Annotated in this window: 24 protein-coding genes and 1 pseudogene; 22 read left to right on the forward strand and 3 right to left on the reverse strand. The window is 71.6% G+C overall.

Annotation, left to right across the window (positions count from 1 at the left end; all coding sequences use genetic code 11):
- The 10 genes from ruvX to nusB all read left to right on the forward strand — a co-directional run bounded on the left by ruvX (nucleotide 1) and on the right by nusB (nucleotide 8,365).
- Nucleotides 1-477, forward strand: coding sequence for a Holliday junction resolvase RuvX (ruvX, locus tag ABD127_RS03470; protein WP_344197754.1), 477 nt, complete (start codon nucleotides 1-3; stop codon nucleotides 475-477).
- Nucleotides 474-1,589 carry an endolytic transglycosylase MltG gene (gene mltG / locus ABD127_RS03475; RefSeq protein WP_344197756.1) on the forward strand — a complete coding sequence of 372 codons (1,116 nt, stop codon included), beginning with the start codon at nucleotides 474-476 and terminating at the stop codon, nucleotides 1,587-1,589. The genes ruvX and mltG overlap by 4 nt, the downstream gene beginning before the upstream one ends.
- Before the next feature lie 13 nt (nucleotides 1,590-1,602).
- The gene (locus ABD127_RS03480; RefSeq protein ID WP_344197758.1) at nucleotides 1,603-2,400 is read left to right on the forward strand and encodes a shikimate dehydrogenase; all 798 of its coding nucleotides are present in this window, start codon (nucleotides 1,603-1,605) and stop codon (nucleotides 2,398-2,400) included.
- Between the two features lie 392 nt (nucleotides 2,401-2,792).
- The gene (locus ABD127_RS03485) at nucleotides 2,793-3,473 is read left to right on the forward strand and encodes a prepilin peptidase (protein ID WP_344197760.1); all 681 of its coding nucleotides are present in this window, start codon (nucleotides 2,793-2,795) and stop codon (nucleotides 3,471-3,473) included.
- Between the two features lie 33 nt (nucleotides 3,474-3,506).
- Complete coding sequence (gene aroC / locus ABD127_RS03490) at nucleotides 3,507-4,697, forward strand: chorismate synthase (RefSeq protein ID WP_344197762.1); 1,191 nt, start codon at nucleotides 3,507-3,509, stop codon at nucleotides 4,695-4,697.
- Nucleotides 4,694-5,233 (forward strand): shikimate kinase, encoded by a 540-nt coding sequence (locus ABD127_RS03495; RefSeq protein ID WP_344197764.1) that lies wholly within the window; start codon nucleotides 4,694-4,696, stop codon nucleotides 5,231-5,233. Before aroC ends, ABD127_RS03495 begins: the two co-directional genes overlap by 4 nt.
- Complete coding sequence (gene aroB / locus ABD127_RS03500; protein WP_344197766.1) at nucleotides 5,217-6,302, forward strand: 3-dehydroquinate synthase; 1,086 nt, start codon at nucleotides 5,217-5,219, stop codon at nucleotides 6,300-6,302. The genes ABD127_RS03495 and aroB overlap by 17 nt, the downstream gene beginning before the upstream one ends.
- Nucleotides 6,303-6,307: 5 nt before the next feature.
- Nucleotides 6,308-7,378 carry a M24 family metallopeptidase gene (locus ABD127_RS03505; RefSeq protein ID WP_344197768.1) on the forward strand — a complete coding sequence of 357 codons (1,071 nt, stop codon included), beginning with the start codon at nucleotides 6,308-6,310 and terminating at the stop codon, nucleotides 7,376-7,378.
- Complete coding sequence (gene efp / locus ABD127_RS03510) at nucleotides 7,378-7,941, forward strand: elongation factor P (protein ID WP_344197771.1); 564 nt, start codon at nucleotides 7,378-7,380, stop codon at nucleotides 7,939-7,941. Before ABD127_RS03505 ends, efp begins: the two co-directional genes overlap by 1 nt.
- Nucleotides 7,942-7,954: 13 nt before the next feature.
- The gene (nusB, locus tag ABD127_RS03515) at nucleotides 7,955-8,365 is read left to right on the forward strand and encodes a transcription antitermination factor NusB (protein WP_344197773.1); all 411 of its coding nucleotides are present in this window, start codon (nucleotides 7,955-7,957) and stop codon (nucleotides 8,363-8,365) included.
- 18 nt (nucleotides 8,366-8,383) lie between these two features.
- On the opposite strand, the gene ABD127_RS03520 is transcribed toward nusB, so the two are convergent.
- From ABD127_RS03520 to ABD127_RS03530, 3 genes are all read right to left on the reverse strand, one after another.
- Entirely contained in the window at nucleotides 8,384-8,896 is a 513-nt protein-coding gene (locus tag ABD127_RS03520; protein ID WP_344197775.1) for a hypothetical protein, read from the reverse strand.
- Nucleotides 8,897-8,921: 25 nt separating this feature from the next.
- Complete coding sequence (locus tag ABD127_RS03525) at nucleotides 8,922-9,536, reverse strand: hypothetical protein (RefSeq protein ID WP_344197777.1); 615 nt, start codon at nucleotides 9,534-9,536, stop codon at nucleotides 8,922-8,924.
- Nucleotides 9,537-9,603: 67 nt separating this feature from the next.
- Nucleotides 9,604-10,884: an HNH endonuclease gene (locus tag ABD127_RS03530; protein WP_344197779.1), complete on the reverse strand. Its 1,281-nt coding sequence runs from the start codon at nucleotides 10,882-10,884 to the stop codon at nucleotides 9,604-9,606.
- A gap of 319 nt (nucleotides 10,885-11,203) precedes the next feature.
- Here ABD127_RS03530 and ABD127_RS03535 point away from each other — a divergent pair, with 319 nt between their 5' ends.
- The 12 genes and pseudogenes from ABD127_RS03535 (at nucleotide 11,204) to rpoZ (ending at nucleotide 24,344) form a co-directional block, all read left to right on the forward strand.
- Nucleotides 11,204-13,069 (forward strand): acyltransferase family protein, encoded by a 1,866-nt coding sequence (locus ABD127_RS03535; RefSeq protein WP_344197781.1) that lies wholly within the window; start codon nucleotides 11,204-11,206, stop codon nucleotides 13,067-13,069.
- Between the two features lie 36 nt (nucleotides 13,070-13,105).
- On the forward strand, nucleotides 13,106-13,744 hold the full coding sequence (locus ABD127_RS03540) for a trimeric intracellular cation channel family protein (protein ID WP_344197783.1): 639 nt from the start codon (nucleotides 13,106-13,108) through the stop codon (nucleotides 13,742-13,744).
- A gap of 102 nt (nucleotides 13,745-13,846) precedes the next feature.
- Nucleotides 13,847-14,470 (forward strand): bifunctional pyr operon transcriptional regulator/uracil phosphoribosyltransferase PyrR, encoded by a 624-nt coding sequence (gene pyrR / locus ABD127_RS03545; protein WP_344197785.1) that lies wholly within the window; start codon nucleotides 13,847-13,849, stop codon nucleotides 14,468-14,470.
- Nucleotides 14,467-15,426 (forward strand): aspartate carbamoyltransferase catalytic subunit, encoded by a 960-nt coding sequence (locus tag ABD127_RS03550; protein ID WP_344197787.1) that lies wholly within the window; start codon nucleotides 14,467-14,469, stop codon nucleotides 15,424-15,426. Before pyrR ends, ABD127_RS03550 begins: the two co-directional genes overlap by 4 nt.
- Nucleotides 15,423-16,727 (forward strand): dihydroorotase, encoded by a 1,305-nt coding sequence (locus ABD127_RS03555; protein WP_344197789.1) that lies wholly within the window; start codon nucleotides 15,423-15,425, stop codon nucleotides 16,725-16,727. The genes ABD127_RS03550 and ABD127_RS03555 overlap by 4 nt, the downstream gene beginning before the upstream one ends.
- Nucleotides 16,724-17,842: pseudogene (gene carA / locus ABD127_RS03560) on the forward strand (glutamine-hydrolyzing carbamoyl-phosphate synthase small subunit); the annotation flags it as partial. The gene ABD127_RS03555 and the pseudogene carA, both read left to right, overlap by 4 nt.
- Nucleotides 17,843-18,450: 608 nt before the next feature.
- Nucleotides 18,451-21,777, forward strand: a complete 3,327-nt coding sequence (gene carB, locus ABD127_RS03565; protein ID WP_344197791.1) for a carbamoyl-phosphate synthase large subunit — start codon at nucleotides 18,451-18,453, stop codon at nucleotides 21,775-21,777.
- Nucleotides 21,774-22,592 carry an orotidine-5'-phosphate decarboxylase gene (gene pyrF / locus ABD127_RS03570; protein WP_344197794.1) on the forward strand — a complete coding sequence of 273 codons (819 nt, stop codon included), beginning with the start codon at nucleotides 21,774-21,776 and terminating at the stop codon, nucleotides 22,590-22,592. Before carB ends, pyrF begins: the two co-directional genes overlap by 4 nt.
- A gap of 2 nt (nucleotides 22,593-22,594) precedes the next feature.
- On the forward strand, nucleotides 22,595-23,032 hold the full coding sequence (locus tag ABD127_RS03575; protein ID WP_344197796.1) for a hypothetical protein: 438 nt from the start codon (nucleotides 22,595-22,597) through the stop codon (nucleotides 23,030-23,032).
- A 62-nt stretch (nucleotides 23,033-23,094) separates the two neighbouring features.
- Nucleotides 23,095-23,415: an integration host factor, actinobacterial type gene (gene mihF, locus ABD127_RS03580; protein ID WP_344197798.1), complete on the forward strand. Its 321-nt coding sequence runs from the start codon at nucleotides 23,095-23,097 to the stop codon at nucleotides 23,413-23,415.
- Complete coding sequence (gmk, locus tag ABD127_RS03585; RefSeq protein ID WP_344197800.1) at nucleotides 23,408-23,992, forward strand: guanylate kinase; 585 nt, start codon at nucleotides 23,408-23,410, stop codon at nucleotides 23,990-23,992. Before mihF ends, gmk begins: the two co-directional genes overlap by 8 nt.
- 55 nt (nucleotides 23,993-24,047) lie before the next feature.
- Complete coding sequence (gene rpoZ, locus ABD127_RS03590; RefSeq protein WP_344197802.1) at nucleotides 24,048-24,344, forward strand: DNA-directed RNA polymerase subunit omega; 297 nt, start codon at nucleotides 24,048-24,050, stop codon at nucleotides 24,342-24,344.
- Nucleotides 24,345-24,360: the final 16 nt, after the last annotated feature.

Genomic DNA, 24,360 nt, shown 5'->3' on the forward strand with positions numbered 1-24,360 from the left:
GTGCGGCGTGGGCGCCGGCTGGGGATCGACATCGGTGCGGCTCGCATCGGCGTCGCGACCTGCGACCCCGACGGGCTGATCGCGACGCCCGTCGAGACCGTCCCCACCCGGGGCGGGGCCGCCGACGAGCGCGCCATCGCGCGCCTGGCCGAGCTCGCCGAGGAGTACGACGTCCTCGAGCTCGTGATCGGCCTGCCGTACTCGCTGTCGGGCCGGGAGGGCCCGGCCGCGGCGACGGTCCGGGAGGTCGTCGCGGTGCTCGTGCAGGCCACGACACGCCCGGTTCGGCTGGTCGACGAGCGGCTCAGCACCGTCACCGCGTCGCAGCAGCTGCGGGCCAGCGGCACGAAGGCCAAGAAGCAGCGACCGGTCATCGACCAAGCGGCGGCCGTCGTGATCTTGCAGAATGCCCTGGAGGGGGAACGGCTGCGCGGGACACCGCCCGGCCAGCTGATGGCCGACGGAGGAGCTGCATGACGGAGTCAGGACTTGATCTCGTGACCGGTGGCGAGCCCCCTCGCCCGGAGCGGGGCCGACGTCGCGCCGAGAAGCCGAAGAAGAAGCGGGGCTGGCTCAAGCTGCTCCTGCTGCTGGTCGTGCTCGCCGTACTGGCGTTCGGCGGGCTCCAGGCCTACGGCTGGGCGCAGGACCGCTTCGGCGCCGCTCCCGACTACACCGGTGAGGGCTCCGGCGAGGTCGTCGTGCAGGTCGAGTCCGGCGCGAGCTGGCGCAGCGTCTCCTACGACCTGGAGGAGCAGGACGTCGTGAAGTCGGCCAAGGCCTTCTACGAGGAGGCGCTCGACGATCCCGACCAGGCCGTGCTCCAGGCAGGGTCGTACCTGATGAAGGAGCAGATGTCGGCCGAGGCCGCCTACCGGGCGCTCACGACCGAGATCGTGAAGGCCGATGCCCGGATCGCGGTCCCGGAGGGCGCTCGCGTCGACGCCATCGTCGCGTCGATCGCGGAGAAGACCGAGATCCCGCAGGCCGACCTGGAGGCCGCGCTCGCGGACCCGGCCGCGATCGGGCTCCCCGCCATCGCCGCGGGCAACCCCGAGGGCTACCTGTACCCGGCCACGTACACCGTCGACCCGGGCGAGACCGCCGTCTCGCTGCTGTCGAAGATGGTCGCCAAGGGCCTCGAGGTCGCCACGTCGCTCGACATCGAGGGACGCGCTGCCGCGCTCGGGTACACGACCGAGCAGGTGCTGACCGTCGCGAGCATCCTGGAGTACGAGGTCTCGAACGACGACTTCGCGCGGGGTGCGCGGGTCATCTACAACCGGCTCGACATGGGCATGCCGCTGCAGATGGACTCCACCGTCCACTACGTCAGCGGCCGCAGTGGCGACGTGTTCACGACCGACGAGGAGCGTGCGGCCGACTCGCCGTACAACACCTACAAGTACCCGGGCCTGCCGCCCGGACCCATCGGCTCGCCGGGGGAGGCCGCGATCGAGGCGGCGCTCAACCCCGAGGCCGGCGACTGGGTCTACTTCGTCGCCGACCCCGACACGGGCGAGACGACGTTCGCGACGACGTACTCCGAGCACCAGCAGAACTGCCGCGACGCCGGGTTCAGCTGCTGATGCGAGGCGTCTCATGAGGTGCGCGGTCCTGGGCAGCCCCATCGCCCACTCGCTGTCGCCCGTCATGCACCGGGCGGCGTACCTCGAGCTCGGCGTCGAGTGGGACTACGACGCGGTCGAGGTGACCGAGGACGGCCTGTCGGGCTTCCTCGACGGTCTCGACGCCGACTGGCGTGGCCTGTCGGTCACGGCCCCGCTCAAGCGGGCGCTCGTGCCGCTGCTCGACGACGTCAGCGAGGACGTCGAGCGGCTCGGTGTCGCGAACACGGTGCTGCTGGGGGAGGAGCGCGTCGGTTTCAACACCGACGTCCCCGGAGGCCTCAACGCGCTGCGAGAGGCGGGCATCGACGACGTCGTCAGCGCTCGCATCCTCGGTGGCGGGGCCACCGCCGCCTCGATGGCGCTGACGCTCTCGCGCCTCGGCGCCCGTCGCCTGGAGGTCGTGGTCCGTGACGTCACGCGCGCCGACGACGTCGTCGACGTCGCGCGGCGCTGCGGCATGGCAGTCGAGGTGGTCGCCCTGACCGACCACGCGCACGACGAGTCGGGCGTCGACGTCCTGGTCTCGACGGTGCCGGCAGCCGTCGTCGACCCGCACCACGCCCATCGGGCCGACGCCGTGTTCGACGTCGTCTACGACCCGTGGCCCACGGCGCTCGCCGCCGAGGCCGAGACGCGCGGGATCCCGGTCGTGAACGGACTGGACCTGCTGGCGCACCAGGCCGCGCTCCAGGTGCACCTGATGACCGGCGGCACCGTGCGGCCGTCGCTGCTGCGCGGTGCGGCGGCGCTGGAGCTCGCGGCGCGCTAGGGCCTTCGATCCTCCCGGACGCCCGGGGGGGCGGTGCTGCTCGGAGCGGCGGGCGTGGGTGTCGTTCGGCCTGGACCACCCGCGGGGCCGGGACCGGAGATGATGCTTTCGGGTCGCCCGGGGTGCCGCCATGCATCATTCGCGGTCCTCAGCGACGGAGCTCGGGGGATCACGGCAGCTGGAGCGACCACTACCCCCGGATCTTGGTCGCCTGACGGGCTGCCGGTCCCACCGCGTCGGTCCATGCGCGCTCGTCGCCCGCTACGGCGCCCGGTCGGCCGACGAACCCCCTTCGAGGCTCCTCGTTCCTCGTCGCACCTCAGAGGACGGTCTGCGCCACGCCTGTGGACGCGCTGCCCGCGCCTGCCCCTCGCCCCGGCTAGCCTCGCCGGGTGGAGATCGTGCTGAGCGCCGTCGCGGCCGCCCTGATCGGGGCCGCTGGTCCGTGGGTCGTGGCGCGGGTGCCCGAGCCCGAGGAGGCCGACGAGGACAAGGTCTCCTACGCCGACATCGCCCGTCCGCGCTGGCTCGCGCCGGCGCTGGCTGCGGTGGCCGCCCTGTTCGCGGGCACCGTGGCGTGGGGCACGGACCTGCCGGGACTGCTGCCGGCCTGGGTGCTCGTCAGCGGCGTCGGCGCCTGGCTCTCGTACGTCGACATCCGCACGCGCCTCCTGCCGTACGCGATCGTCGCGCCCCTGTACCTCGCGACCTGGCTGCTCGTCGGCCTCGCCGCACTCATCGAGCAGGACGCCCGCCTGCTGCTCCAGGCGCTCATCGCGAACATCGTGGTCTACGTGATCTTCCGGGTCCTGTACGAGATCGGCCGGTTCCTCGGCGGCGCGCTGGGGTACGGCGACGTCCGCCTCGCAGCGGTGCTGGCGGTCGTGCTGGGGCCGCTCGGTCCGGACGCGACGCTCGTCGGGATGTACGCCGGCTTCCTCGTCGGCGCGGTCGCCGGTGTCGTGCTGTCGCTGGCTCGCCTGATCGACCGGCGGAGCTTCGCCTTCGGGCAGTACCTCGTGCTCGGGGCCGTCATCGGTGCCGCCTGGGGTCCACGCCTGTACGGCTCCTGACGACCTCCCGCGGGGTCGTGGGAGAATCACGCCATGCTTCGTTGGTCCACCGCCGGTGAGTCTCACGGCCCGGCGCTCGCCGCCTTCATCGAGGGCATCCCGGCCGGGGTGTCCGTCACGTCCAAGGACGTCGACGCCGCCCTGGCGCGACGCCGTCTCGGCTACGGCCGCGGCGCACGGATGTCGTTCGAGGCCGACGTGCTCGAGATCATCGGCGGCGTCCGTCACGGCCTCACCCTCGGCAGCCCGATCGCGCTGCGCATCGGCAACTCCGAGTGGCCGAAGTGGGAGCAGGTCATGGCGGCCGACCCCATCGACCCCGAGGTGCTCGACGGGCTCAAGCGCAACGCGCCCCTGACCCGTCCGCGACCCGGCCACGCCGACCTGGCCGGCATGCAGAAGTACGACTTCGACGAGGCCCGTCCGATCCTCGAGCGCGCCAGCGCCCGTGAGACCGCGGCCCGCGTGGCCCTGGGCGAGATCGCCGCGCAGTTCGTCGAGCAGGCCACGGGCGCCACGATCGTGTCGCACGTCGTGGAGATCGGCACCGTCGCAGCCCCCGCGGGCCTCGTGCCCGCCAAGCGCGACGTCGACGCCCTCGACGCCGACCCCGTGCGCTGCTTCGACCCCGAGACGAGCGCCCGGATGGTCGCCGAGATCGACCTCGCGCACAAGGACGGCGACACCCTCGGCGGCGTCGTCGAGGTCGCGGTGCACGGACTCCCGCCGGGCCTCGGCTCGCACACCGCGTGGGACCGCCGCCTCGACTCCCGCCTTGCGGCCGCGCTGATGGGCATCCAGGCGATCAAGGGCGTCGAGCTGGGCGACGGCTTCGAGTTGGCCCGCACCCGCGGCTCGCTCGCGCACGACGAGATCGTGCCCGGGGGAGACACCGGCCTGGACAATATCCGGCGCGTGACGGGCCGCTCCGGCGGCACCGAGGGCGGCATGACGACGGGCGAGATCCTGCGCGTGCGCGCCGCGATGAAGCCCATCGCCACCGTGCCGCGGGCCCTGCGCACGATCGACGTCACGACCGGCGAGGAGACCCGGGCGCACCACCAGCGCTCCGACGTCTGCGCCGTCCCGGCGGCCGGCATCGTCGCCGAGGCGATGGTGGCCCTGGTGCTCGCCGAGGCGGTGCTCGAGAAGTTCGGCGGCGACTCCCTGGGGGAGACGCGCCGCAACGTCGAGGGCTACCTGTCCGCGTTGAGGTTCCGTTGAGCCCAGGCGGTGGCGGCCGACCGGCCGTCGTCCTGATCGGCGCGCCGGGGGCAGGCAAGACCACGGTCGGCACCACCCTCGCGCAGCGCCTCGGGCTCGGGTTCCGCGACACCGACGCCGACGTCGTCGCGTCCGAGGGGCGCGAGATCTCCGACATCTTCGTGACCGACGGCGAGCCGGCCTTCCGTGCGCTCGAGGAGGCGGCCGTGGCTGCCGCCCTCACGGAGCACGACGGCGTCCTGGCGCTCGGCGGCGGTGCCGTGCTGAGCCCGGCCACCCAGGCCCTGCTCGCCGACCACCGGGTCGTGCACCTGGAGGTCGGCCTCGCGGGCGCCGCGTCGCGCGTGGGGCTCAACGCGAGCCGGCCGCTGCTGGTCGGCAACGTGCGCGGGCGCATGAAGGCGCTGCTCGACGAGCGTCGCCCGATCTACACCCGGCTCGCGACGTGGACCGTCGGCACCGACGCCCACACCGCCGACGAGGTCGTCGACCTCGTCCTGCAGCTCCTCGAGGAGACACATGAAGCTCAGGGTTGAGACGTCGCACCCGTACGACGTCGTGATCGGCCGCGGCCTGCGCGGCCAGGTGCTGGACCTCGTGGGGCCGGGGGCCGCGCGGGTCGCGATCATCCACGCGCCGAGCGTCGCCGACCGGGCCACGGCCCTGCGGATGCCGCTGGCCGACGCCGGACTGACGGTGCGGGTCATCGAGGTGCCGGACGCCGAGCAGGCCAAGACCTCCGCGGTCCTGGCCGAGTGCTGGCGCGTGCTCGGTGAGGCCGGGTTCACCCGTTCCGACGTCGTCGTCGGCCTGGGTGGCGGTGCGACGACCGACCTCGCGGGGTTCGTGGCGGCCACGTGGCTGCGCGGCGTGCGCTTCGTCAACGTGCCCACGACCGTGCTCGGCATGGTCGACGCGGCCGTCGGCGGCAAGACCGGCATCAACACTGCGCAGGGCAAGAACCTCGTCGGTGCCTTCCACGAGCCTGCCGGCGTGCTGTGCGACCTCGACGCGTTGCAGACCCTGACGCCGCGAGAGGTGCGCAGCGGCCTGGCCGAGGTCGTCAAGTGCGGCTTCATCGCCGACCCGTCGATCCTCGACCTCGTCGAGACCGACCCGCGAGGCGCCACCGACGTGCGTTCCGACGTCCTGGCCGACCTGATCGCCAAGGGCATCGCGGTCAAGGCCGCGACGGTCAAGGGCGACCTGCGCGAGTCGGGCGGCGCCGGGGGAGCGATCGGCCGTGAGGCCCTCAACTACGGGCACACGCTCGGCCACGCGATCGAGCGCCACGAGGGGTACACGATCCGCCACGGCGAGGCGATCAGCATCGGCATGGTCTTCGTGGCCGAGCTGGCGCGAGCCGAGGGCCTGATCGGCGACGACCTCGTCGACCGGCACCGGGCCGCTCTCGAGCTCGTCGGGCTCCCGACGGCCTACCGAGCCGACGCCTGGCCGCAGCTGCTCGATGCGATGCGCCTCGACAAGAAGACGCGAGGCTCGACCCTGCGGTTCGTGGTGCTCGACGGGCTCGCCTCGCCGCGCATCGTCCCCGTCACCGACGAGCCGCTGCTGCGCAGCGCCTACCGCGCGGTCAGCGGCTGATCGCGATGTCGACGGACCGGGGGGAACGTCGTGCGCGGGCCGCGGAGGCGCTGCGCGAGATCGGTGCCGAGCGACTGCTCGTCACGAACCTGCTGAACGTCCGGTACCTGACCGGGTTCACCGGGTCGAACGGTGCGCTCCTGCTGGCGGCCGACGGCTCGGCCGTGCTGGTGACCGACGGCCGCTACCGCGACCAGGCTGCTGCGGAGACCGAGGACGTCCGGGTGCACGTCGCCCCGACCCTGCTCGGCCCGGCCGCCGAGCTCGCTCCCGACGAGCAGTGGGCCGTCGAGACGCACCACCTGACCGTCGACCAGCACGCCGAGCTCGGCGCCGAGCTCACGCACCCGCCGATCGCGGCCGGTCGGCTCGTGGAGCGTCTGCGCGCGGTCAAGGACGCGGGCGAGGTCGAGCTGCTGCGCCAGGCGTGCGCGATCTCGGTCGAGGCGCTGCAGCGCACCTGGGACGGCCCCCTGCTCGGGCGGTCGGAGCGCGACATCGCGATCGGGCTGGAGCGCCTCATGGTCGACCTCGGAGCCGAGGCAGCGGGCTTCTCGACGATCTGTGCCGCGGGGGAGAACTCCGCGATCCCGCACCACGCGCCGACCGACCGGGTCGTCGAACGGGGCGACCTGCTCAAGATCGACTTCGGCGCCCGGGTCGGGGGGTATCACGCCGACTGCACGCGCACGGTCGTGATGGGACCGTCCGCGGAGTGGCAGCGTGAGATCCACGCGGCGGTGCGGCAGGCCCAGGCGCTGGGTGTGGAGGCCCTCAGGGTCGACGCCACGCCGGCCGACATCGACGCCGCGGTGCGTCAGGATCTGGAGGACACGGGGTGGCTGGAGCACTTCACCACGGGCCTCGGCCACGGTGTCGGGCTGCAGATCCACGAGGACCCGTTCTTCGGCCCGACGCGCACGGGTAGACTCAGCCCTCGCACTGTGTTGACGATGGAACCAGGTGTGTACCTGGTCGGTCGCGGCGGCGTGCGCATCGAAGACACCGTCTGCGTCACCCCGGGGGACCCCGAGGTGCTGACGCCGGCGCCCACCGACTTGTTGGAGATTGGCTGATGGCCACCACGAACGACCTGAAGAACGGCTTGGTTCTCAACATCGACGGACAGCTCTGGTCTGTCATCGAGTTCCAGCACGTCAAGCCGGGCAAGGGCCCCGCCTTCGTGCGGACCAAGCTCAAGAACGTCGAGTCCGGCAAGGTCGTCGACAAGACCTTCAACGCGGGCACGAAGGTCGAGACGGCCTCGGTCGACAAGCGCGACATGCAGTACCTCTACAACGACGGCACGAACTACGTGTTCATGGACGTCCAGACGTTCGACCAGATCGAGATCGCCCCCGAGCAGATGGGCACCGCGCCCGACTACCTGCTCGAGAACACCAACGCCGTCGTCGCCACCAACGAGGGCCGCGTGCTCTACGTCGAGCTCCCGCTGTCGGTCGAGCTGCTCGTGCAGCACACCGATCCGGGCCTGCAGGGCGACCGCTCCTCGGGCGGCACCAAGCCCGCCACGCTGGAGACCGGCAAGGAGATCCAGGTCCCGCTGTTCCTCGAGACCGGCGAGAAGATCAAGGTCGACACCCGCGACGGCAACTACCTCGGCCGCGTCAAGTCATGACGGGTCGGCACTGATGGGGGCGCGCACCAAGTACCGCAAGCGCGCCCTCGACGTCCTGTTCGAGTCGGAGATGCAGGGGCTGTCGCTCGGCGGCTCCCTGCCGGAGCGGCTCGTCACGAACCACCCGCCGATCAACGCCTACACCGTCACCCTGGTGGAGGGCGTGGCCGAGAACCAGGAGCGCATCGACGCGGTCCTGTCCCAGCACGCTCGCGGCTGGACGCTCGACCGCATGCCCGGCGTCGATCGCAACCTGCTGCGCGTCGCCGCGTTCGAGATCCTCTTCACCGAGGACGTCCCGGACGCGGTCGCCGTCAGCGAGGCCGTCGAGCTCGCCCGTGAGCTCAGCACCGACGACTCGCCGTCGTTCGTCGCCGGGGTCCTCGGTGCGGTCATCGAGGGCAAGGCCGCGCAGAGCGCGTAGGGCCTCAGCGGGCCGGAGTCAGGGACTCTCGTCGCTCGCGTGAGCGTGAGAGTAAGCGGCGAGCTCGCTCGTCTGGCGGATGATCTCCTCCGGAGCCCACGGCGCGGCCCAGAGGTCGAGCGCGTACGAGTCCGGCGCGAGCGAGCCGACCGAGGTGTCGAGCTCGTGACCGGCGTCCATGCCTCGAGCCCGGAAGCGTGCCCGGCTGGGTCCAGGAGGCATCGCGACGTCGTGGAACTCCTCGAAGGCGCCGATCGTGAGGGTCTCGTCCGGCACGGTCCAGGAGATCTCGACGATCTCCTCGTCCTCGGGATCGAGCGGCGGTGCGAGGTCGTGCCAGGTGACGACGAAGCGGACCTGGCCGGAGTGGATGCCGGTGATGATCGCCAGGACGTGGGGGAGCGCGGCACCGATCAGGCCGTTCTCCTGGCCAGCGGTCGTCCCTGGCGCGGACGGGTCCCAGCTCGACTTCGGGCCGATCCGCACGAAGCCGTAGTGCACGTCGATCTGGGTCAGGAGGATGCGTGCCATGGGACAGGCTGGCACACGGAGTAGGTCACCGGCCTGATCGTGGGCGCTCGTGCGGTGCCCTCGCGCGGCGGATTCGTGAGGACCGGAGAAAACCTCGGATCGTCCAGAAGATCGACGAGAGAAGCACGAGGCTTGCGAGCGCGATCGCGAACGGGCCGGAGGATCCGAGAACGAGTGAGACGAGGAGAGCCGTCCAGAGCGGAACCGTGATGAGGTGGAGCCATCCGGAGAGCATCACCCTCATCACGAGTGAGTCGTCGGGCGCCACTGCCGGGAGATCCTTCACCTGATCGGGTTCGACGATCGGCCCGCCGGCCGCTGCGACGGCCTGGGCCAAGCGCTCCGCGATCTCCTCCTGGCGAGGGATGAGGAACACTCCCGTGCGGCCGTCACACGTCTCGATCAGCAGTCGCCTCCGCGGAAACGTCACGCTCCGGGGGACCGTTGCGAGCGAGCGAATCTCGGACAGCGGAACCGTGAACGTGGTGCTGCCCCCGGTCGCTCGGTCGAAGGCGTGCGGCGTGAACGCCAACCGATCACCGTGGACCACCATGGTTCCGCCGAGCGCACGGTCTCCACGCCAGAAGTTCGCTCGGACGGACCACTGCGACGATTCGCTGTCGTTCTCACGATGCTCCACGGATCGTTCCTAGCAGACGGCCACGGTTTCGTGCCGTCACGGGGACCAAACGGCTGTGGCTGACGGTCTACGTGCGCAGTGGTCGGGTGCGGTCGTGCGCCTGGCGTGTGGTCTGGCGGATCTTGCGCAGGTGTCGGCGCGCGGTGTGGCGGCGGAGGTCGAGAGGGCGGCCGTCGCGGGAGGTGAGGTCGAACTGTCCCTGGCCGAGAGCTTCGATCACCAGCAGGCCGCGGTGGACCAGCGGGTGGCAGCGCGTGCAGAGGCCAATGAGTCCGTCGAGATCGGTCGTGCCGCCGTTGGACCACCAGGTGCTGTGGTGGATCTCGAGGTGGGTGTGGGTGCAGCCCGGGTTGGCGCACTGTCCGCGCTGGCGGGCGATGACGGCCTTGCGCTGTGCGGGGGTGGCGAGACGGATCGTGTCCCCGAGGTTGAGGATCTGGGCCTGGTCGAGGTCGTCGCTGCTGGTCAGGATCGGGGTGGTCTCGCCGGTGCAGGCGAGGTAGGACAGCAGCTGGGGGCCGATGGGGCCGAAGCCGGCCAGCTCGGCCGGTTCTCCGACGGGCTGGGCCGTGCCCGGGGTGGCGGTCATGGCCTCGTGGAGGGTCTCGACGTCGACGATCACGCTGAGCTGGGGGCGGATGCCCTTGTCGGTGGGCAGGCCGTTCTCCAGGACAGAGCTGAGGAGCCGGTCGAGTCCCTCGACCCGGCGGTCGGCCGCGGTGCGGTCGTCACCCGCCTTCATGGGGACCGAAAGCGACTCGAGGACGGCCTTGAGCTTCGCGCCGGTGAGGGTGTTGAGGAAGCCGTTGACGTGCCAGCCGTCTGGCACGGCGGACAGGTGGATGTCCTCCTTGGCCATGCCGTCGATCCAGGCCTGGTCGAGCTCCTCGGGGTAGAGGGCCTCGCGGAGCTTGCGCACGACCTGGCGCAGCTTGCTGGGCTCGTGGGTGCGGGCGACGGGCAGCAGCCACGGCTCGGCGTTGCTGATGACCCCGGCCCCGATGTGCTTGATGCCGAAGGTCAGGATCTTCACGTGCTCCAGGCGGACCTGGCCCTGCGCGGCAGCGTTGGCCACCGCGGGAAGGTCGCGCATCGTGGCATCGGCGGCGAGGTACTGCTTGGTCTGCTTCGCCTCCAGCCGCAGGTACTGGCGCGCCCAGGCGGTGATGGTGGAGGAGCCGTCGAGCTCGAACTCCGCGGTGCGTTCCATCTCGGCCAGGTGGTGGGCCTTGGCCGCGTCCAGGGCGTCCTGCGCGGTCTGGATCGCCACGAGTGCCGCGCGGTGGTCGCCGCTGGTCAGGGCGTGCGCCGCTTCGCGAAGCGCCTGCACCGTGACCGTTGAACTCATGCTCTGATCATACTCGAACACGCGTTCGAGAACAAGGCGTGGACGCAGATAATTCCCTGCGATTCCAGTCTGATCGGTCGGTCGGTCCGGCCTGAGGAGAGCAGTCGCCCGCCGCGACCACGCCCGGTCGCTCCGAGAGTTTTCCGACGGTCTTCGCCCGGCATCTCAGGCACCACGAGCGACACGACGAGGATCACCCCGGCAAAAGGTGAACCGGAGTTGCGTGACGTGATGAGATACCACTCATGCCCTCGCTGATCCCTTCTCGCGTCGACCGGTCCTCCCGGTCCGCGGAGCGGTGGACGTCGGAGACGATGGCGTGACCTCGGTTGCCACGGTCGACCGGGCAACCCTCAGCACCACCGTCCCGCCGCCCCCGCCCCGCTCGCACCTGCCGAGCCTCGACGGCCTCCGCGGCATCGCGGTGCTGCTGGTGCTGGCGTACCACGCGTTCCCGTCGCGCCTGCCCGGTGGTTTCGCCGGCGTCGACGTGTTCTTCGTGCTCAGCGGGTTCCTCATCACGACGCTGCTCCTGCGCGAGAAGAACCAGGTCGGCCGGGTGCAGCTGCGCCGCTTCTGGGTCCGCCGTGTGCGCCGCCTCGTGCCGGCGGTCGTCGCGATGCTGGCGGTCGTCTCGGGCCTGACGGTGCTGGTCGGCAACGACACCGGTGCGGGCCTGCGGAGCCAGGTCGTCGGCGCCCTGACCTGGACCAGCAACTGGATCCAGATCCACCAGGGCTGGTCCTACTCCGACCAGCACCTGCCACCCCTGCTGAACCACCTGTGGTCGCTCGGCATCGAGGAGCAGTTCTACCTGCTCTGGCCGCTCCTCGTCGTCGCCGCTCTGGCCGTGCTGGCGCGCCGTCGCACCCAGCAGGTCACGGTCGCGCTCGCGCTCGTCTCCGTCGGCCTGATGGCGTTCTGGTACCAGACCGGCGACCCGAACCGCGCCTACATGGGCCTGGACTCGCACGCCTTCGGTCTGCTGCTCGGCGCGGGCCTGGCGCTCAGCCGGGTGCCACACCTCCTGGAGCCCGGCCCCGACGGTGCCGGCGCTCGGTCGTCGACCCGCCGCACCGTCGCCGGTGTGCTCGGGCTCGTCGTGATCGGTGCCTTCTCAGCGCTCGTGGCCTGGAACAGCGACATCACGTTCCTCGGTGGCCTCGGCCTGCTCAACCTCGCCGCCGTCGCGGTGATCCTGGCGGCCGCGACACCCGGCCCCGTGGCCGTGGGCCTCGCCTGGCTGCCGCTGCGCTGGATCGGCGAGCGGTCGTACGGGCTCTACCTGTGGCACTGGCCGCTCATCGTGTTCGCGGTGCGCCTGGCCCACCCCGACGACGCCGAGGTCGCCGCCGGCGTCGCGCTGGTCGTCGCGCTCGCGGTCTCCGCGGTCTCGTACCGCTACCTCGAGGTGCCGATGCGGCGCGACGGCATCCGGGTGACGCTCCGCTCGTGGCTCGCCGTGCTGCGTGGGAAGGACGGCCGCGACGCCGTCGTCGCACGCCTCGTGGCCACGATCGCGTGCCTGTACCTCGTGCTCGCCGGTGCAGCCCTGTGGCAGGCGCCGGCCGAGTCCGAGGTCGAGACTCTGCTGGACGCGGGGGAGCAGGTCGCGGTCGACTCGGTCGACGACCTGCCGTCCGTGCCGCAGCCGATGACGCCGCCGGCTCCCGAGCCGGTCCAGCCGGGACGTCTGTGCCAGCAGGTGCCGGTCGGCACGCCGGTCAGCGCCTTCGGCGACTCCGTCACCGTGGCCATCGCGCCGGCCCTGGCCAACCGGCGTCCGGGCAGCACCGCCGTCGCGGCCGTCGGCTGGCAGTACGGCGACGTGGCCAGTGCGATCCGCCAGACCGCGGCGGCCGGACAGCTCCAGCCGACGGTGCTGATCGCGACCGGCACCAACGGCATCATCGACGCCGGTGACCTGAACGCCCTGCTGACCAACGAGCTCGCAGGTCGCCAGGTGGCGCTGGTCGTGCCGTCCGTCCCCGGACGCTCGTGGTCCGACCAGGCGGTGCGCACCGTCAACGAGGCGGCCGCCACCCACGACAACGTGCACATGGTCGACTGGAACGCCCTGGCCCTGCAGCACCCCGAGGTCACGGCCTCCGACGGCGTCCACCCCAACGGACACGGTCAGACCGTCTTCAACGACCTGATCGACCAGTCGCTCGCCGCCTGCTGACGACAGGGCGTCGCGAGGTCCACTAGCGTGCTCGTCGTGCCCGACCTCGACGCCTTCTCGGCCCTGCAGCTCGTGGGGCTCGTCGCGTTCACGCTGTCGGGCGCCGCGGTGGCCGTGCGCGCCGGGATGGACTGGCTCGGCATCGTCGTCCTCGGCACGATCACGTCGATCGGCGGCGGCACGATCCGCGACCTGCTGATCGGTGGGGGAGTCGGCTGGGTCGCGGAGCCGTGGCCGATCTGGGTCGCCCTCATCGTGTCGCTCGTGGTCGTCGCGGTCTCGCACTGGAGCCCGCGCCACGAGCCCGACAGCCTGCGGGTCGTGCTGGTGGCCGACGCCGCCGGACTCGCCGTGTTCACGGTGCTCGGCACGACGCTGGCGCTCTCGGCCGGCATCGAGCGTGACGTGGCCGTGATGCTCGGCGTGATCTCCGGCGTCGGGGGCGGCGTGATCCGGGACGTTCTCGCGGGGCAGCGACCTCTCGTGCTCGTGGGCCAGGTCTACGCGCTGACCGCGATTGCCGGGTCGGTGCTGTTCGTCGCGCTCGACGCCGCCGATCTCGACCGCGACGTCGCGCGGTGGTCGGCCGTCGCGGTCACCTTCGTGCTGCGCGTCCTGGCGATCCGGTTCGACTGGACGCTGCCGCGGCCGGGGGACCCGAGGCGGGCCTCTTGAGCCGTCCGAGCCGCTTCAGGGTCGGGCCGTGCCGCTGATAGGCTGCACCCGTACGACGACATCCTTTAACGGCCGTCCCGTGAGGCGGAGAAGGAGGTCAGCATGGTCACGCCTGACGACGGAACCGATGCTGCCGCGCGCCCTGATCTGGAGCGCACCGACCCTGCCGGCTCCCCTCCCGTGCGCAACGTCTTCGACGCCGGTGAGATCTCCCGCGCGCTGACCCGCATCACGCACGAGATCCTCGAGCGCAACCACGGCTCGGCCGAGGTCGTCCTGCTCGGCATCCCGAAGCGGGGTGTCCCGCTGGCCCGGCGCATCGCCCGACGGATGGGTGAGGTCGAGGGCCGCACCATCTCCGCCGGTGCGCTCGACGTCACGATGTACCGCGACGACCTGCGCCTCAAGCCGGCGCGGGCGCTGGAGCACACCGAGATGCCCGACGACGTCGACGACAAGATCGTCGTCCTCGTCGACGACGTGCTGATGAGCGGCCGCACGATCCGCGCCGCGCTCGACGCGCTCGGTGACCTGGGTCGGCCGCGCGCCGTGCAGCTGGCCGTGCTGATCGACCGGGGCCACCGTGAGCTGCCGATCCGTGCCGACTTCGTCGGCAAGAACCTGCCGACCGCGCTCACCGAGAAGGTGCGGGTGCGCCTCTCGGAGTCCGACGACGTCGAGGACTCCGTCGGCATCGTCGGCGCCGCCCCGGGGGGTGCCGCGTGAAGAAGCACCTGCTGAGCGCCGGCGACCTGACGCGCGACGACGCGGTCCGCGTGCTCGACACCGCGGCTGAGCTGCTGGGCGTCGCCCAGCGGCCCATCAAGAAGCTGCCGACCCTGCGCGGCCGCACGGTCGTGAACCTGTTCTTCGAGGACTCGACCCGCACGCGCATCTCGTTCGAGGCCGCCGCGAAGCGCCTCAGCGCCGACGTCATCAACTTCTCGGCCAAGGGCTCGAGCGTGTCGAAGGGCGAGAGCCTCAAGGACACCGCGCTGACCCTGCAGGCGATGGGGGCCGACGCGGTCGTCATCCGGCACCACTTCTCCGGTGCGCCGCACCGCCTCGCGGCGGCCGGCTGGACCAACGGCGCGGTCGTCAACGCGGGTGACGGCACGCACGAGCACCCCACCCAGGCGCTGCTCGACGCGTTCACGATGCGCTCGCACCTGATGCCCGACGGCGGCACCGGCAACGACCTCCAGGGCAAGAACGTCACGATCGTGGGCGACGTCCTGCACAGCCGGGTCGCGCGCTCCAACGCGCTCCTGCTGCACACGCTCGGGGCGAACGTCACGCTCGTCGCGCCGCCCACGCTGCTGCCGGTCGGCGTCGACGCCTGGCCCGTCGAGACGTCCTACGACCTCGACGACTCCCTCGAGAAGGCCGACGCGGTCATGATGCTGCGCGTCCAGCGCGAGCGCATGAACGCCTCGTTCTTCCCGACCGAGCGCGAGTACAGCCGCCGCTACGGGCTCGACACCACCCGCATGAACCGCCTGCCCGACCACGCGATCGTCCTGCACCCCGGTCCGATGAACCGCGGCATGGAGATCACGGCCGACGTCGCCGACTCCGGCCGCTCGGTCATCGTCGAGCAGGTCACGAACGGTGTCGCGGTCCGCATGGCCGTCCTCTACCTGCTGGTGGGCGGCGCCACGAACGAGGAAGAAGGCTCATGAGCGAGCAGTACCTGATCCGGAACGCGCGGATCCTCGGCGGCGAGCCCACCGACATCGCGATCACCGACGGCGTCATCACCGAGATCGGTGCCGATCTCGAGCTCGCCGGCGCGACCGTGGTCGACGCGACGGGACTCGTCGCGCTGCCGGGTCTGGTTGACCTCCACACGCACCTGCGCGAGCCGGGCCGCGAGGACGCCGAGACCGTGCTCACCGGCACGCAGGCGGCCGCCCGCGGCGGGTTCACGTGCGTGCACGCGATGGCCAACACCGATCCGGTCGCCGACACCGCGGGTGTCGTCGAGCAGGTCTGGCGCCTGGGCCGTGAGGCCGGGTTCTGCGACGTGCAGCCGATCGGCGCCGTCACCGTCGGCCTCGGTGGCACGCAGCTCGCCGAGCTGGGGGCGATGGCCGACTCGGCCGCCGACGTCCGGGTGTTCTCCGACGACGGCAAGTGCGTGTCGGACGCCGTGCTGATGCGCCGCGCGCTCGAGTACGTCAAGGCCTTCGACGGCGTCGTCGCGCAGCACGCGCAGGAGCCGCGGCTCACCGAGGGCGCCCAGATGAACGAGGGCCTGGTCTCCGGCGAGCTCGGCCTGACGGGCTGGCCCGCGGCCGCCGAGGAGGCGATCGTCGCGCGCGACTGCGTCCTGGCGGCCCACGTCGGCTCGCGCCTGCACGTCTGCCACCTGTCGACCCGCGGCTCGGTCGAGATCGTCCGCTGGGCCAAGAGCAAGGGCTGGGACGTCACGGCCGAGGTCACGCCGCACCACCTGCTGCTGACCGACGAGCTCGTGCGCGGCTACGACCCCATCTACAAGGTCAACCCGCCGCTGCGCACCGCCGACGACGTCCTCGCCGTCCGTGAGGGTCTGGCGGACGGGACGATCGACATCGTCGCGACCGACCACGCCCCGCACCCCATGGAGGACAAGGAGTGCGAGTGGTCCGCGGCCGCCTTCGGGATGATCGGCCTCGAGACCGCGCTCTCGGTCGTCCAGCACACCATGGTCGACACCGGCCTGCTCACCTGGGCACAGGTCGCCGACCGCATGTCGGCGGCCCCGGCGCACATCAGTCGCGTCGGCGGCGGCCACGGCCGTCCGATCGCCGTCGGTGAAGCGGCGCACGTCGTCCTGTACGACGACCAAGCCACCCGTACGATCACTCCGGCTGACACCGCGTCGTTGTCGCGGAACACGCCGTACGCCGGCCGGGAGCTCCCCGGCCGGGTCGTCGCCACGTTCCTGCGTGGCGTCCCCATCGTCCTCGACGGTCAACTCCAGGAGGTCCGCGCATGAGTACCGGTAGTCCCACCGAGGCGATCCTCGTCCTCGAGGACGGTCGCACCTTCCGCGGCGAGTCCTACGGTGCGGTCGGCGAGACGATCGGCGAGATCGTCTTCAACACCGGCATGACGGGCTACCAGGAGACGCTGACCGACCCGTCGTACCAGCGGCAGATCGTCGTGCAGACGGCGCCGCACATCGGCAACACGGGCGTCAACGCGACCGACAACGAGTCGAGCCGCGTCTGGGTCGCGGGCTACGTCGTGCGCGACCCCGCACGGGTGCCCTCGAGCTGGCGCAGCGAGGCCACGCTCGACGAGTTCCTCGAGCACCAGCAGGTCGTCGGCATCCAGGGCATCGACACCCGCGCCCTGACGCGTCACCTGCGCGAGCGCGGGGCGATGCGCGCCGGCATCAGCTCGATCACGACGCACCCCGACCTGCTGCTCGAGCGGGTCCGCAAGGCCCCGTCGATGGCGGGCGCCGACCTGGCCGGCGAGGTCTCCACGACCGAGACGTACGTCGTCCCGGCCGTGGGGGAGAAGCGCTTCACGGTCGCCGCGATCGACCTCGGCATCAAGGGCATGACCCCCAAGCTGCTGGCCGAGCGCGGCATCGAGGTGCACGTCCTGCCCTCCAGCGCGACGTTCGGCGACATCATGGCCGTCACGTCCGGCGGTCCTGACGGCGTGTTCTTCTCCAACGGCCCCGGCGACCCCGCGGCCGCCGACGGCCCTGTCGAGGTACTGCGCTCGGTGCTGGACGCCGGCGTGCCGTACTTCGGCATCTGCTTCGGCAACCAGCTCTTCGGTCGTGCGCTCGGCCTGGGCACCTACAAGCTCAAGTACGGCCACCGTGGCATCAACCAGCCGGTCAAGGACCTGACGACCGGCAAGGTCGAGGTCACGAGCCACAACCACGGCTTCGCGGTCGAGGCGCCGCTGACGGGTGAGTTCTCGACGCCCTACGGCCCCGGTCACGTGACGCACGTGGGTCTCAACGACGACGTCGTGGAGGGCATCGCGCTGCTCGAGGCCCCGGCCTTCAGCGTCCAGTACCACCCCGAGGCCGCCGCCGGTCCGCACGACGCGTCGTACCTGTTCGACCGCTTCGTCGACCTGATGAGCCGCCCGCGTGGCGGCGCCGCGGTCGTCGCCGCCGCACCGGCCGAGGCGCCGGTCGCGGAGTCGGAGGACGAGCTGCAGGACGAGGTCTGGGACGACGAGTCCCCGGTCGGCCACCCGGAGCCCGCGCCGACCACGGCGGACGCCGAGGGCGAGCCCCAGGCCGAGGCCGCGCCGGAGCTCGAGGTCACCGAGCAGCCCGCCGAGATCGACCTCGCCGCGCTGCTGGCCGGCACCGGAGCGGACCCGCAGCAGGCCGCCGAGCCCGAGGACCTCGGGTGGACCCCGGCTCCCGAGGCCCTGGGGTGGGAGCCGCCCCCGGCCCCCGCACCGGACACCGACCCGGCACCGGAGCCGGCCGACGAGGTCGCCCCGGAGTCACTGGGCTGGACCCCGGTCGCCGGCGACCCGTCCTCGGACGACCTCGACCTGTCGACGTCCCCGGCTCCGGCTCCCGCAGCGGAGCCGGAGCAGGCGGACGAGACCGTCATCGCGTGGGCCAGCGAGCCACCGCCGTTCGACGTCCCGGCACCTGACGGGCAGGACCGGCCGCCCACGCCCGCCGACCGCCCCACCACCCCCAGCAGCGACACCGACGAGAAGGAGGCCTGATGCCCAAGCGTGACGACATCTCGTCGGTCCTGGTGATCGGCTCCGGCCCGATCGTCATCGGCCAGGCGTGCGAGTTCGACTACTCCGGCACCCAGGCGTGCCGCGTGCTGCGCGAGGAGGGCCTGCGGGTCATCCTCGTCAACTCCAACCCCGCCACGATCATGACCGACCCGGAGTTCGCCGACGCCACGTACGTCGAGCCGATCACCCCGGAGTTCGTCGAGAAGGTCATCGCCAAGGAGCGCCCCGACGCGGTCCTGGCGACCCTGGGTGGCCAGACCGCCCTGAACTGCGCGATGCAGCTCGACGAGCGCGGCATCCTCGAGAAGTACGGCGTCGAGCTCATCGGTGCCTCGATCGACGCGATCAACAAGGGCGAGAACCGCGAGATCTTCAAGAAGATCGTCGAGGACCTGCCGGCCGAGTGGGGCGCGGAGGTCGCGAAGTCGGCGATCTGCCACACGATGGACGAGTGCCTCGCGGCGGTCGGGGAGCTCGGCTACCCGGTCGTCGTGCGCCCCTCGTTCACGATGGGCGGCAGCGGTTCGGGCCTGGCCTACGACGAGGCCGACCTGCACCGCATCGCCGGCTCGGGGCTGGCGCTCAGCCCGACCACCGAGGTCCTCTTGGAGGAGTCGATCCTCGGCTGGAAGGAGTACGAGCTTGAGGTCATGCGCGACCGCGCCGACAACGTCGTGATCGTCTGCTCGATCGAGAACTTCGACCCCGTCGGCGTGCACACGGGCGACTCCATCACGGTCGCCCCGGCGATGACGCTGACCGACGTCGAGTACCAGCGCCTGCGCAACATCTCGATCGGCGTGATCCGTGAGGTGGGCGTCGACACCGGCGGCTGCAACATCCAGTTCGCGATCGACCCGACCGACGGTCGCATCGTCGTGATCGAGATGAACCCCCGCGTCTCGCGCTCGAGCGCGCTGGCGTCGAAGGCGACGGGCTTCCCGATCGCCAAGATCGCCGCGAAGGTCGCGATCGGCTACACGCTCGACGAGATCCCCAACGACATCACGTCGACCCCCGGTGGCTACGGCACGCCGGCCAGCTTCGAGCCGACGCTCGACTACGTCGTCGTGAAGGTGCCGCGCTTCGCGTTCGAGAAGTTCCCGGCCGCCGACGACACCCTCACGACCCACATGAAGTCGGTCGGCGAGGCGATGTCGATCGGTCGCAGCTTCAGCGAGGCGCTCGGCAAGGCGCTGCGCTCGCTCGAGCGGGCCGGCGCGCAGCTCAGCTGGCCGACCCAGCCGGGCGACCGCGCCGCGCTGCTCGCCGAGATCGCGCGTCCGCACGACGGACGCCTGCAGACCACGATGCACGCGCTGCACGCCGGCGCCACGCCGCAGGAGGTCCACGAGGCCACCGGCATCGACCCGTGGTTCGTCGACCAGCTCGTGCTGATCGACGAGGTCGCGACGGAGGTGCGCGACGCGGTCGAGCTGCGGCCCGACCTGCTGCGCCGCGCCAAGCGGCACGGGTTCTCCGACGCGCAGCTCGCCCAGCTCCGCGGCGTCCGCGAGGACGTCCTGCGTGGCGTGCGGCACTCGCTCGGCATCCGGCCGGTCTACAAGACGGTCGACACGTGCGCCGCCGAGTTCGCCGCCAAGACGCCCTACCACTACTCGTCCTACGACGAGGAGACCGAGGTCGCGCCGCGCGAGAAGCCGGCGGTCATCATCCTCGGCAGCGGTCCGAACCGCATCGGTCAGGGCATCGAGTTCGACTACTCGTGCGTGCATGCCGCGCTCGCGCTGTCCGAGGCCGGGTACGAGACCGTCATGGTCAACTGCAACCCCGAGACGGTCTCGACCGACTACGACACGTCCGACCGCCTGTACTTCGAGCCGCTGACGCTCGAGGACGTTCTCGAGATCTACCACGCCGAGCGCACGGCCGGCCCGGTCGCGGGCGTCATCGTGCAGCTCGGCGGCCAGACGCCGCTGGGTCTCGCGAAGGGCCTGGAGGAGGCCGGGGTGCCGATCGTGGGCACCAGCCCCTCGGCGATCGACCTGGCCGAGGACCGGGGCCTGTTCGGCCGGGTGCTCGACGAGGCCGGCCTGCCGGCGCCCAAGCACGGCACGGCCACGACGTTCGAGGGCGCCAAGGCGATCGCGGACGAGATCGGCTACCCCGTCCTGGTGCGCCCGTCGTACGTGCTCGGCGGCCGTGGCATGGAGATCGTCTACGACGAGGGCACGCTGGCCGACTACATCCAGCGCGCGACGGAGATCTCGCCGGAGCACCCGGTCCTGGTCGACCGGTTCCTCGACGACGCGATCGAGATCGACGTCGACGCGCTGTACGACGGCACCGAGCTGTTCCTGGGCGGCGTCATGGAGCACATCGAGGAGGCCGGGGTCCACTCCGGCGACTCGGCGTGCACCCTGCCGCCCATCACGCTCGGCGCGCTGGAGATCGACCGCATCCGTGCCTCGACGGAGGCCATCGCGGCCGGCGTCGGCGTGCGCGGCCTGATCAACATCCAGTTCGCGCTCGCCTCCGACACGCTCTTCGTGCTCGAGGCGAACCCGCGGGCCTCGCGCACCGTGCCGTTCGTCTCGAAGGCGACCAACACCCCGCTCGCCAAGGCGGCGTCGCGGCTCATGCTGGGCGAGTCGATCGCCGAGCTGCGGGCCGCCGGCGTGCTGCCGGCCGAGGGCGACGGTGGCGTGATCCACGAGGACTCGCCCATCGCGGTCAAGGAGGCCGTGATGCCGTTCAACCGGTTCCGCACCTACGACGGCACGTACGTCGACACGGTGCTCGGCCCCGAGATGCGCTCGACGGGCGAGGTCATGGGCTTCGACGCGGGCTTCGGCCCGGCGTTCGCCAAGAGCCAGGCGGGCGCCCAGAACGGCCTGCCGACCTCCGGCAAGGTGTTCGTATCGGTCGCGAACCGCGACAAGCGCAACGTGATCTTCCCGGTCAAGCGCCTCGCCGACCTCGGCTTCGAGATCCTCGCGACGAAGGGCACCGCACAGGTGCTGCGCCGCCACGGCGTGCAGACCTCCGAGGTCCGCAAGCTCGCGGAGGAGCCGCTGCCCGGCGAGACCCGCTCGACGATCGTCGAGAAGATCCACGCGCAGGACGTGCAGCTCATCATCAACACCCCGCACGGCGTGTCGTCGGGCGCCAACGCGCGCATCGACGGCAACGAGATCCGCACCGCCGCGATCGCCGAGGGCATCCCGTGCATCACGACGGTGCAGGGCCTGGCGGCCGCGGTGCAGGGCATCGAGGCCCTGATCGACGGCGGCCTCGACGTGAAGTCGCTGCAGGACTGGGCGGCCGAGGGCGCTGCTCGATGACATTTGGGCGGCGGCTGCAGGCGGCGCGTCAGGCGTACGGGCCGCTGTGCGTCGGGATCGACCCCCACTCCTCGGTGCTCGAGGAGTGGGGCGTCGGTGACTCGGTCGAGGGCCTGGAGCGCTTCGCCGAGGTCTGCGTCGAGGCGTTCGCCGGCCAGGTCGGCCTGGTCAAGCCGCAGTCGGCGTTCTTCGAGCGCTTCGGCTCGCGCGGCGTCGCGGTGCTGGAGTGGCTCCTGCAGGAGTTCCGGCACACCGGCACGCTGACGGTGCTCGACGTCAAGCGCGGCGACATCGGCAGCACCGCGGCGGCGTACGCGGCGGCCTACCTCGACGACGACGCGCCGATGGCGGCCGACGCCGTCACGGTCAGCCCGTTTCTCGGCTTCGGCTCGCTCGAGCCGTTCTTCGCCGAGGCCGACCGCAACGACGCGGGCGTGTTCGTCCTGGCGCTGACCTCCAACCCGGAGGGCCCGGAGTTCCAGCACGCGAACGCGGGCGACGGACGCACCGTCGCCGGGTCGGTGCTGGCCCAGCTCGCGGCGCTCAACGCCTCGTCGGCGCCGCTCGGCTCCTTCGGCGCGGTCGTGGGCGCGACGATCGGCGAGACGTCCGAGGACCTCGCGATCGACGGCCCCCTGCTCGTCCCCGGCTTCGGGGCGCAGGGCGGCACGGTCGACGACCTGCGACGCCTCTTCGGCGCGGTCTGGGAGCAGGTCGTCCCGTCGTCGTCGCGCGGCATCCTGAACGCCGGACGGGACCCGGCCGCGCTCCGCGCGTCGGCCCAGCAGGTCAACGCGCAGCTCGTATCCTCGTGAGGGTGCGCGTCGCCTCCCGTCTGTCCTCCTGTGTCGCCGTCCTGGCGACCGCGACCCTGTTGTCCTCGTGCGGCACGAGCGCGTACTGCACCTCGGTCGAGGAGCAGCGCGGCGCGCTCGACGACGTCGCGATGACGACGGCCTCGCTGACGGCGCTGGGGGAGGCCCTGCGCACGATCGAGAAGCAGGCGACCGGCGACGTGAAGGACGACTACACCGCCGTCGCGGACGCGGTCGAGGCCCTGCTCGCGGCCGAGCAGGTCTCCGGCGTCCCGGTCGAGGAGCTGACCCACGGCGACGTCGTCGACCTCTCCGAGGACGACACCGCAGCGCTGCGCAACGCCTACCAGGCGTTCAACGACACCGCGACGCAGCGACGGGCGATCGCCGACGACGTCACTGACGCGTGCGACGTGACGCTGAAGACTCCCGGTGCGTAGAACGGCACCGGCCGGTGACAGTAGGATCGTCGCCACCCAGTTACCCAGGACGAGGTGAGAGCGTGGCGCTTCCGAAGTTGACCGCCGAACAGCGACAGGCTGCGCTGGAGAAGGCCGCAGCCGCACGTCAGCTGCGCGCCGAGATCAAGCACCGGCTCAAGAACTCCGGCGCCTCGATCGCCGACGTCATCGCCGAGGCGCGGGCCAACGAGGTCGTCGCGAAGCTGCGGGTCGTCGACCTGCTGCAGTCGATGCCCGGGGTCGGCAAGGTCAAGGCGCAGGAGATCATGCGGCGCATCGGGATCGCCGACAGCCGTCGTCTCCGCGGGCTGGGGGCCAACCAGATCCAGGCGCTCCTGCGGGAGTTCGGGCACCGTGACTGAAGCCGGCACCGCCGGTTCCCGTCTCGTCGTCCTCGCCGGTCCCACGGCCGTGGGCAAGGGCACCGTCACGACGTGCGTCCGCCGTGACCACCCCGACATCTGGGTGTCGGTCTCGGCCACCACCCGGGCTCCGCGCCCCGGTGAGGTCGACGGCGAGCACTACCACTTCCTCGACGACGCCGAGTTCGACCGCCTGGTCGAGACCGACGGCCTGCTCGAGTGGGCCGTCGTCCACAAGGCCGCCCGCTACGGCACGCCGCGCGCGGCCGTCGAGGCGCAGCTGCGCACGGGCAGCCCGGCCCTGCTCGAGATCGACCTGCAGGGCGCTCGGCAGGTGCGCGAGGCGATGCCCGACGCGCTGCTGGTCTTCCTGGCCCCGCCGTCGTTCGAGGAGCTCGAGCGCCGCCTGGTCGGCCGCGGCACCGAGTCCGCCGAGGAGCGCGAGCGCCGTCTCGAGACGGCCCGCGAGGAGCTGGCGGCGGAGGGGGAGTTCGACGTCACGATCGTGAACACCGATGTCGAGTCGGCGTGCCAGGAGTTGGTAGACTTGCTCCGATCGGCCCCTGCTGCGGGCTGACCCCAGCTCTGCAGGCACCCCTGCACTCTGTCGAACCGACCACTGTGAGGTCCTTGTGTCCACCACGCGTTCCGTCGCCCACGGCATCACCAACCCGCCCATCGACGACCTGCTCGACAAGGCGGACTCCAAGTACAAGCTCGTCCTGTACAGCTCCAAGCGCGCCCGCCAGATCAACGCGTACTACGCGCAGCTCGGCGAGGGCCTGCTGGAGTACGTCGGCCCGCTGGTCGAGACCCACGTGCAGGAGAAGCCGCTCTCGATCGCGATGCGCGAGATCAACGAGGGCCTGCTGACGGTCGAGGACATCGAGCCCGAGGCCGCGACGGCCGACGGCAAGCCCAAGGCCTGACCTCCCAGGTTCCCGG

Source organism: Aeromicrobium alkaliterrae (genome assembly GCF_039529015.1).
GTDB lineage: Bacteria > Actinomycetota > Actinomycetes > Propionibacteriales > Nocardioidaceae > Aeromicrobium > Aeromicrobium alkaliterrae.

Coding starts and splice junctions, on each gene's coding strand:
- mltG (WP_344197756.1), top strand. CDS start 474: ATGACGGAGTCAGGACTTGATCTCGTGACCGGTGGCGAGCCCCCTCGC.
- efp (WP_344197771.1), top strand. CDS start 7,378: ATGGCCACCACGAACGACCTGAAGAACGGCTTGGTTCTCAACATCGAC.
- ABD127_RS03520 (WP_344197775.1), bottom strand. CDS start 8,896: ATGGCACGCATCCTCCTGACCCAGATCGACGTGCACTACGGCTTCGTG.
- ABD127_RS03555 (WP_344197789.1), top strand. CDS start 15,423: ATGAGCGAGCAGTACCTGATCCGGAACGCGCGGATCCTCGGCGGCGAG.
- ABD127_RS03480 (WP_344197758.1), top strand. CDS start 1,603: ATGAGGTGCGCGGTCCTGGGCAGCCCCATCGCCCACTCGCTGTCGCCC.
- pyrR (WP_344197785.1), top strand. CDS start 13,847: ATGGTCACGCCTGACGACGGAACCGATGCTGCCGCGCGCCCTGATCTG.
- aroB (WP_344197766.1), top strand. CDS start 5,217: ATGAAGCTCAGGGTTGAGACGTCGCACCCGTACGACGTCGTGATCGGC.
- ABD127_RS03505 (WP_344197768.1), top strand. CDS start 6,308: ATGTCGACGGACCGGGGGGAACGTCGTGCGCGGGCCGCGGAGGCGCTG.
- ABD127_RS03530 (WP_344197779.1), bottom strand. CDS start 10,884: ATGAGTTCAACGGTCACGGTGCAGGCGCTTCGCGAAGCGGCGCACGCC.
- carB (WP_344197791.1), top strand. CDS start 18,451: ATGCCCAAGCGTGACGACATCTCGTCGGTCCTGGTGATCGGCTCCGGC.
- nusB (WP_344197773.1), top strand. CDS start 7,955: ATGGGGGCGCGCACCAAGTACCGCAAGCGCGCCCTCGACGTCCTGTTC.
- pyrF (WP_344197794.1), top strand. CDS start 21,774: ATGACATTTGGGCGGCGGCTGCAGGCGGCGCGTCAGGCGTACGGGCCG.
- aroC (WP_344197762.1), top strand. CDS start 3,507: ATGCTTCGTTGGTCCACCGCCGGTGAGTCTCACGGCCCGGCGCTCGCC.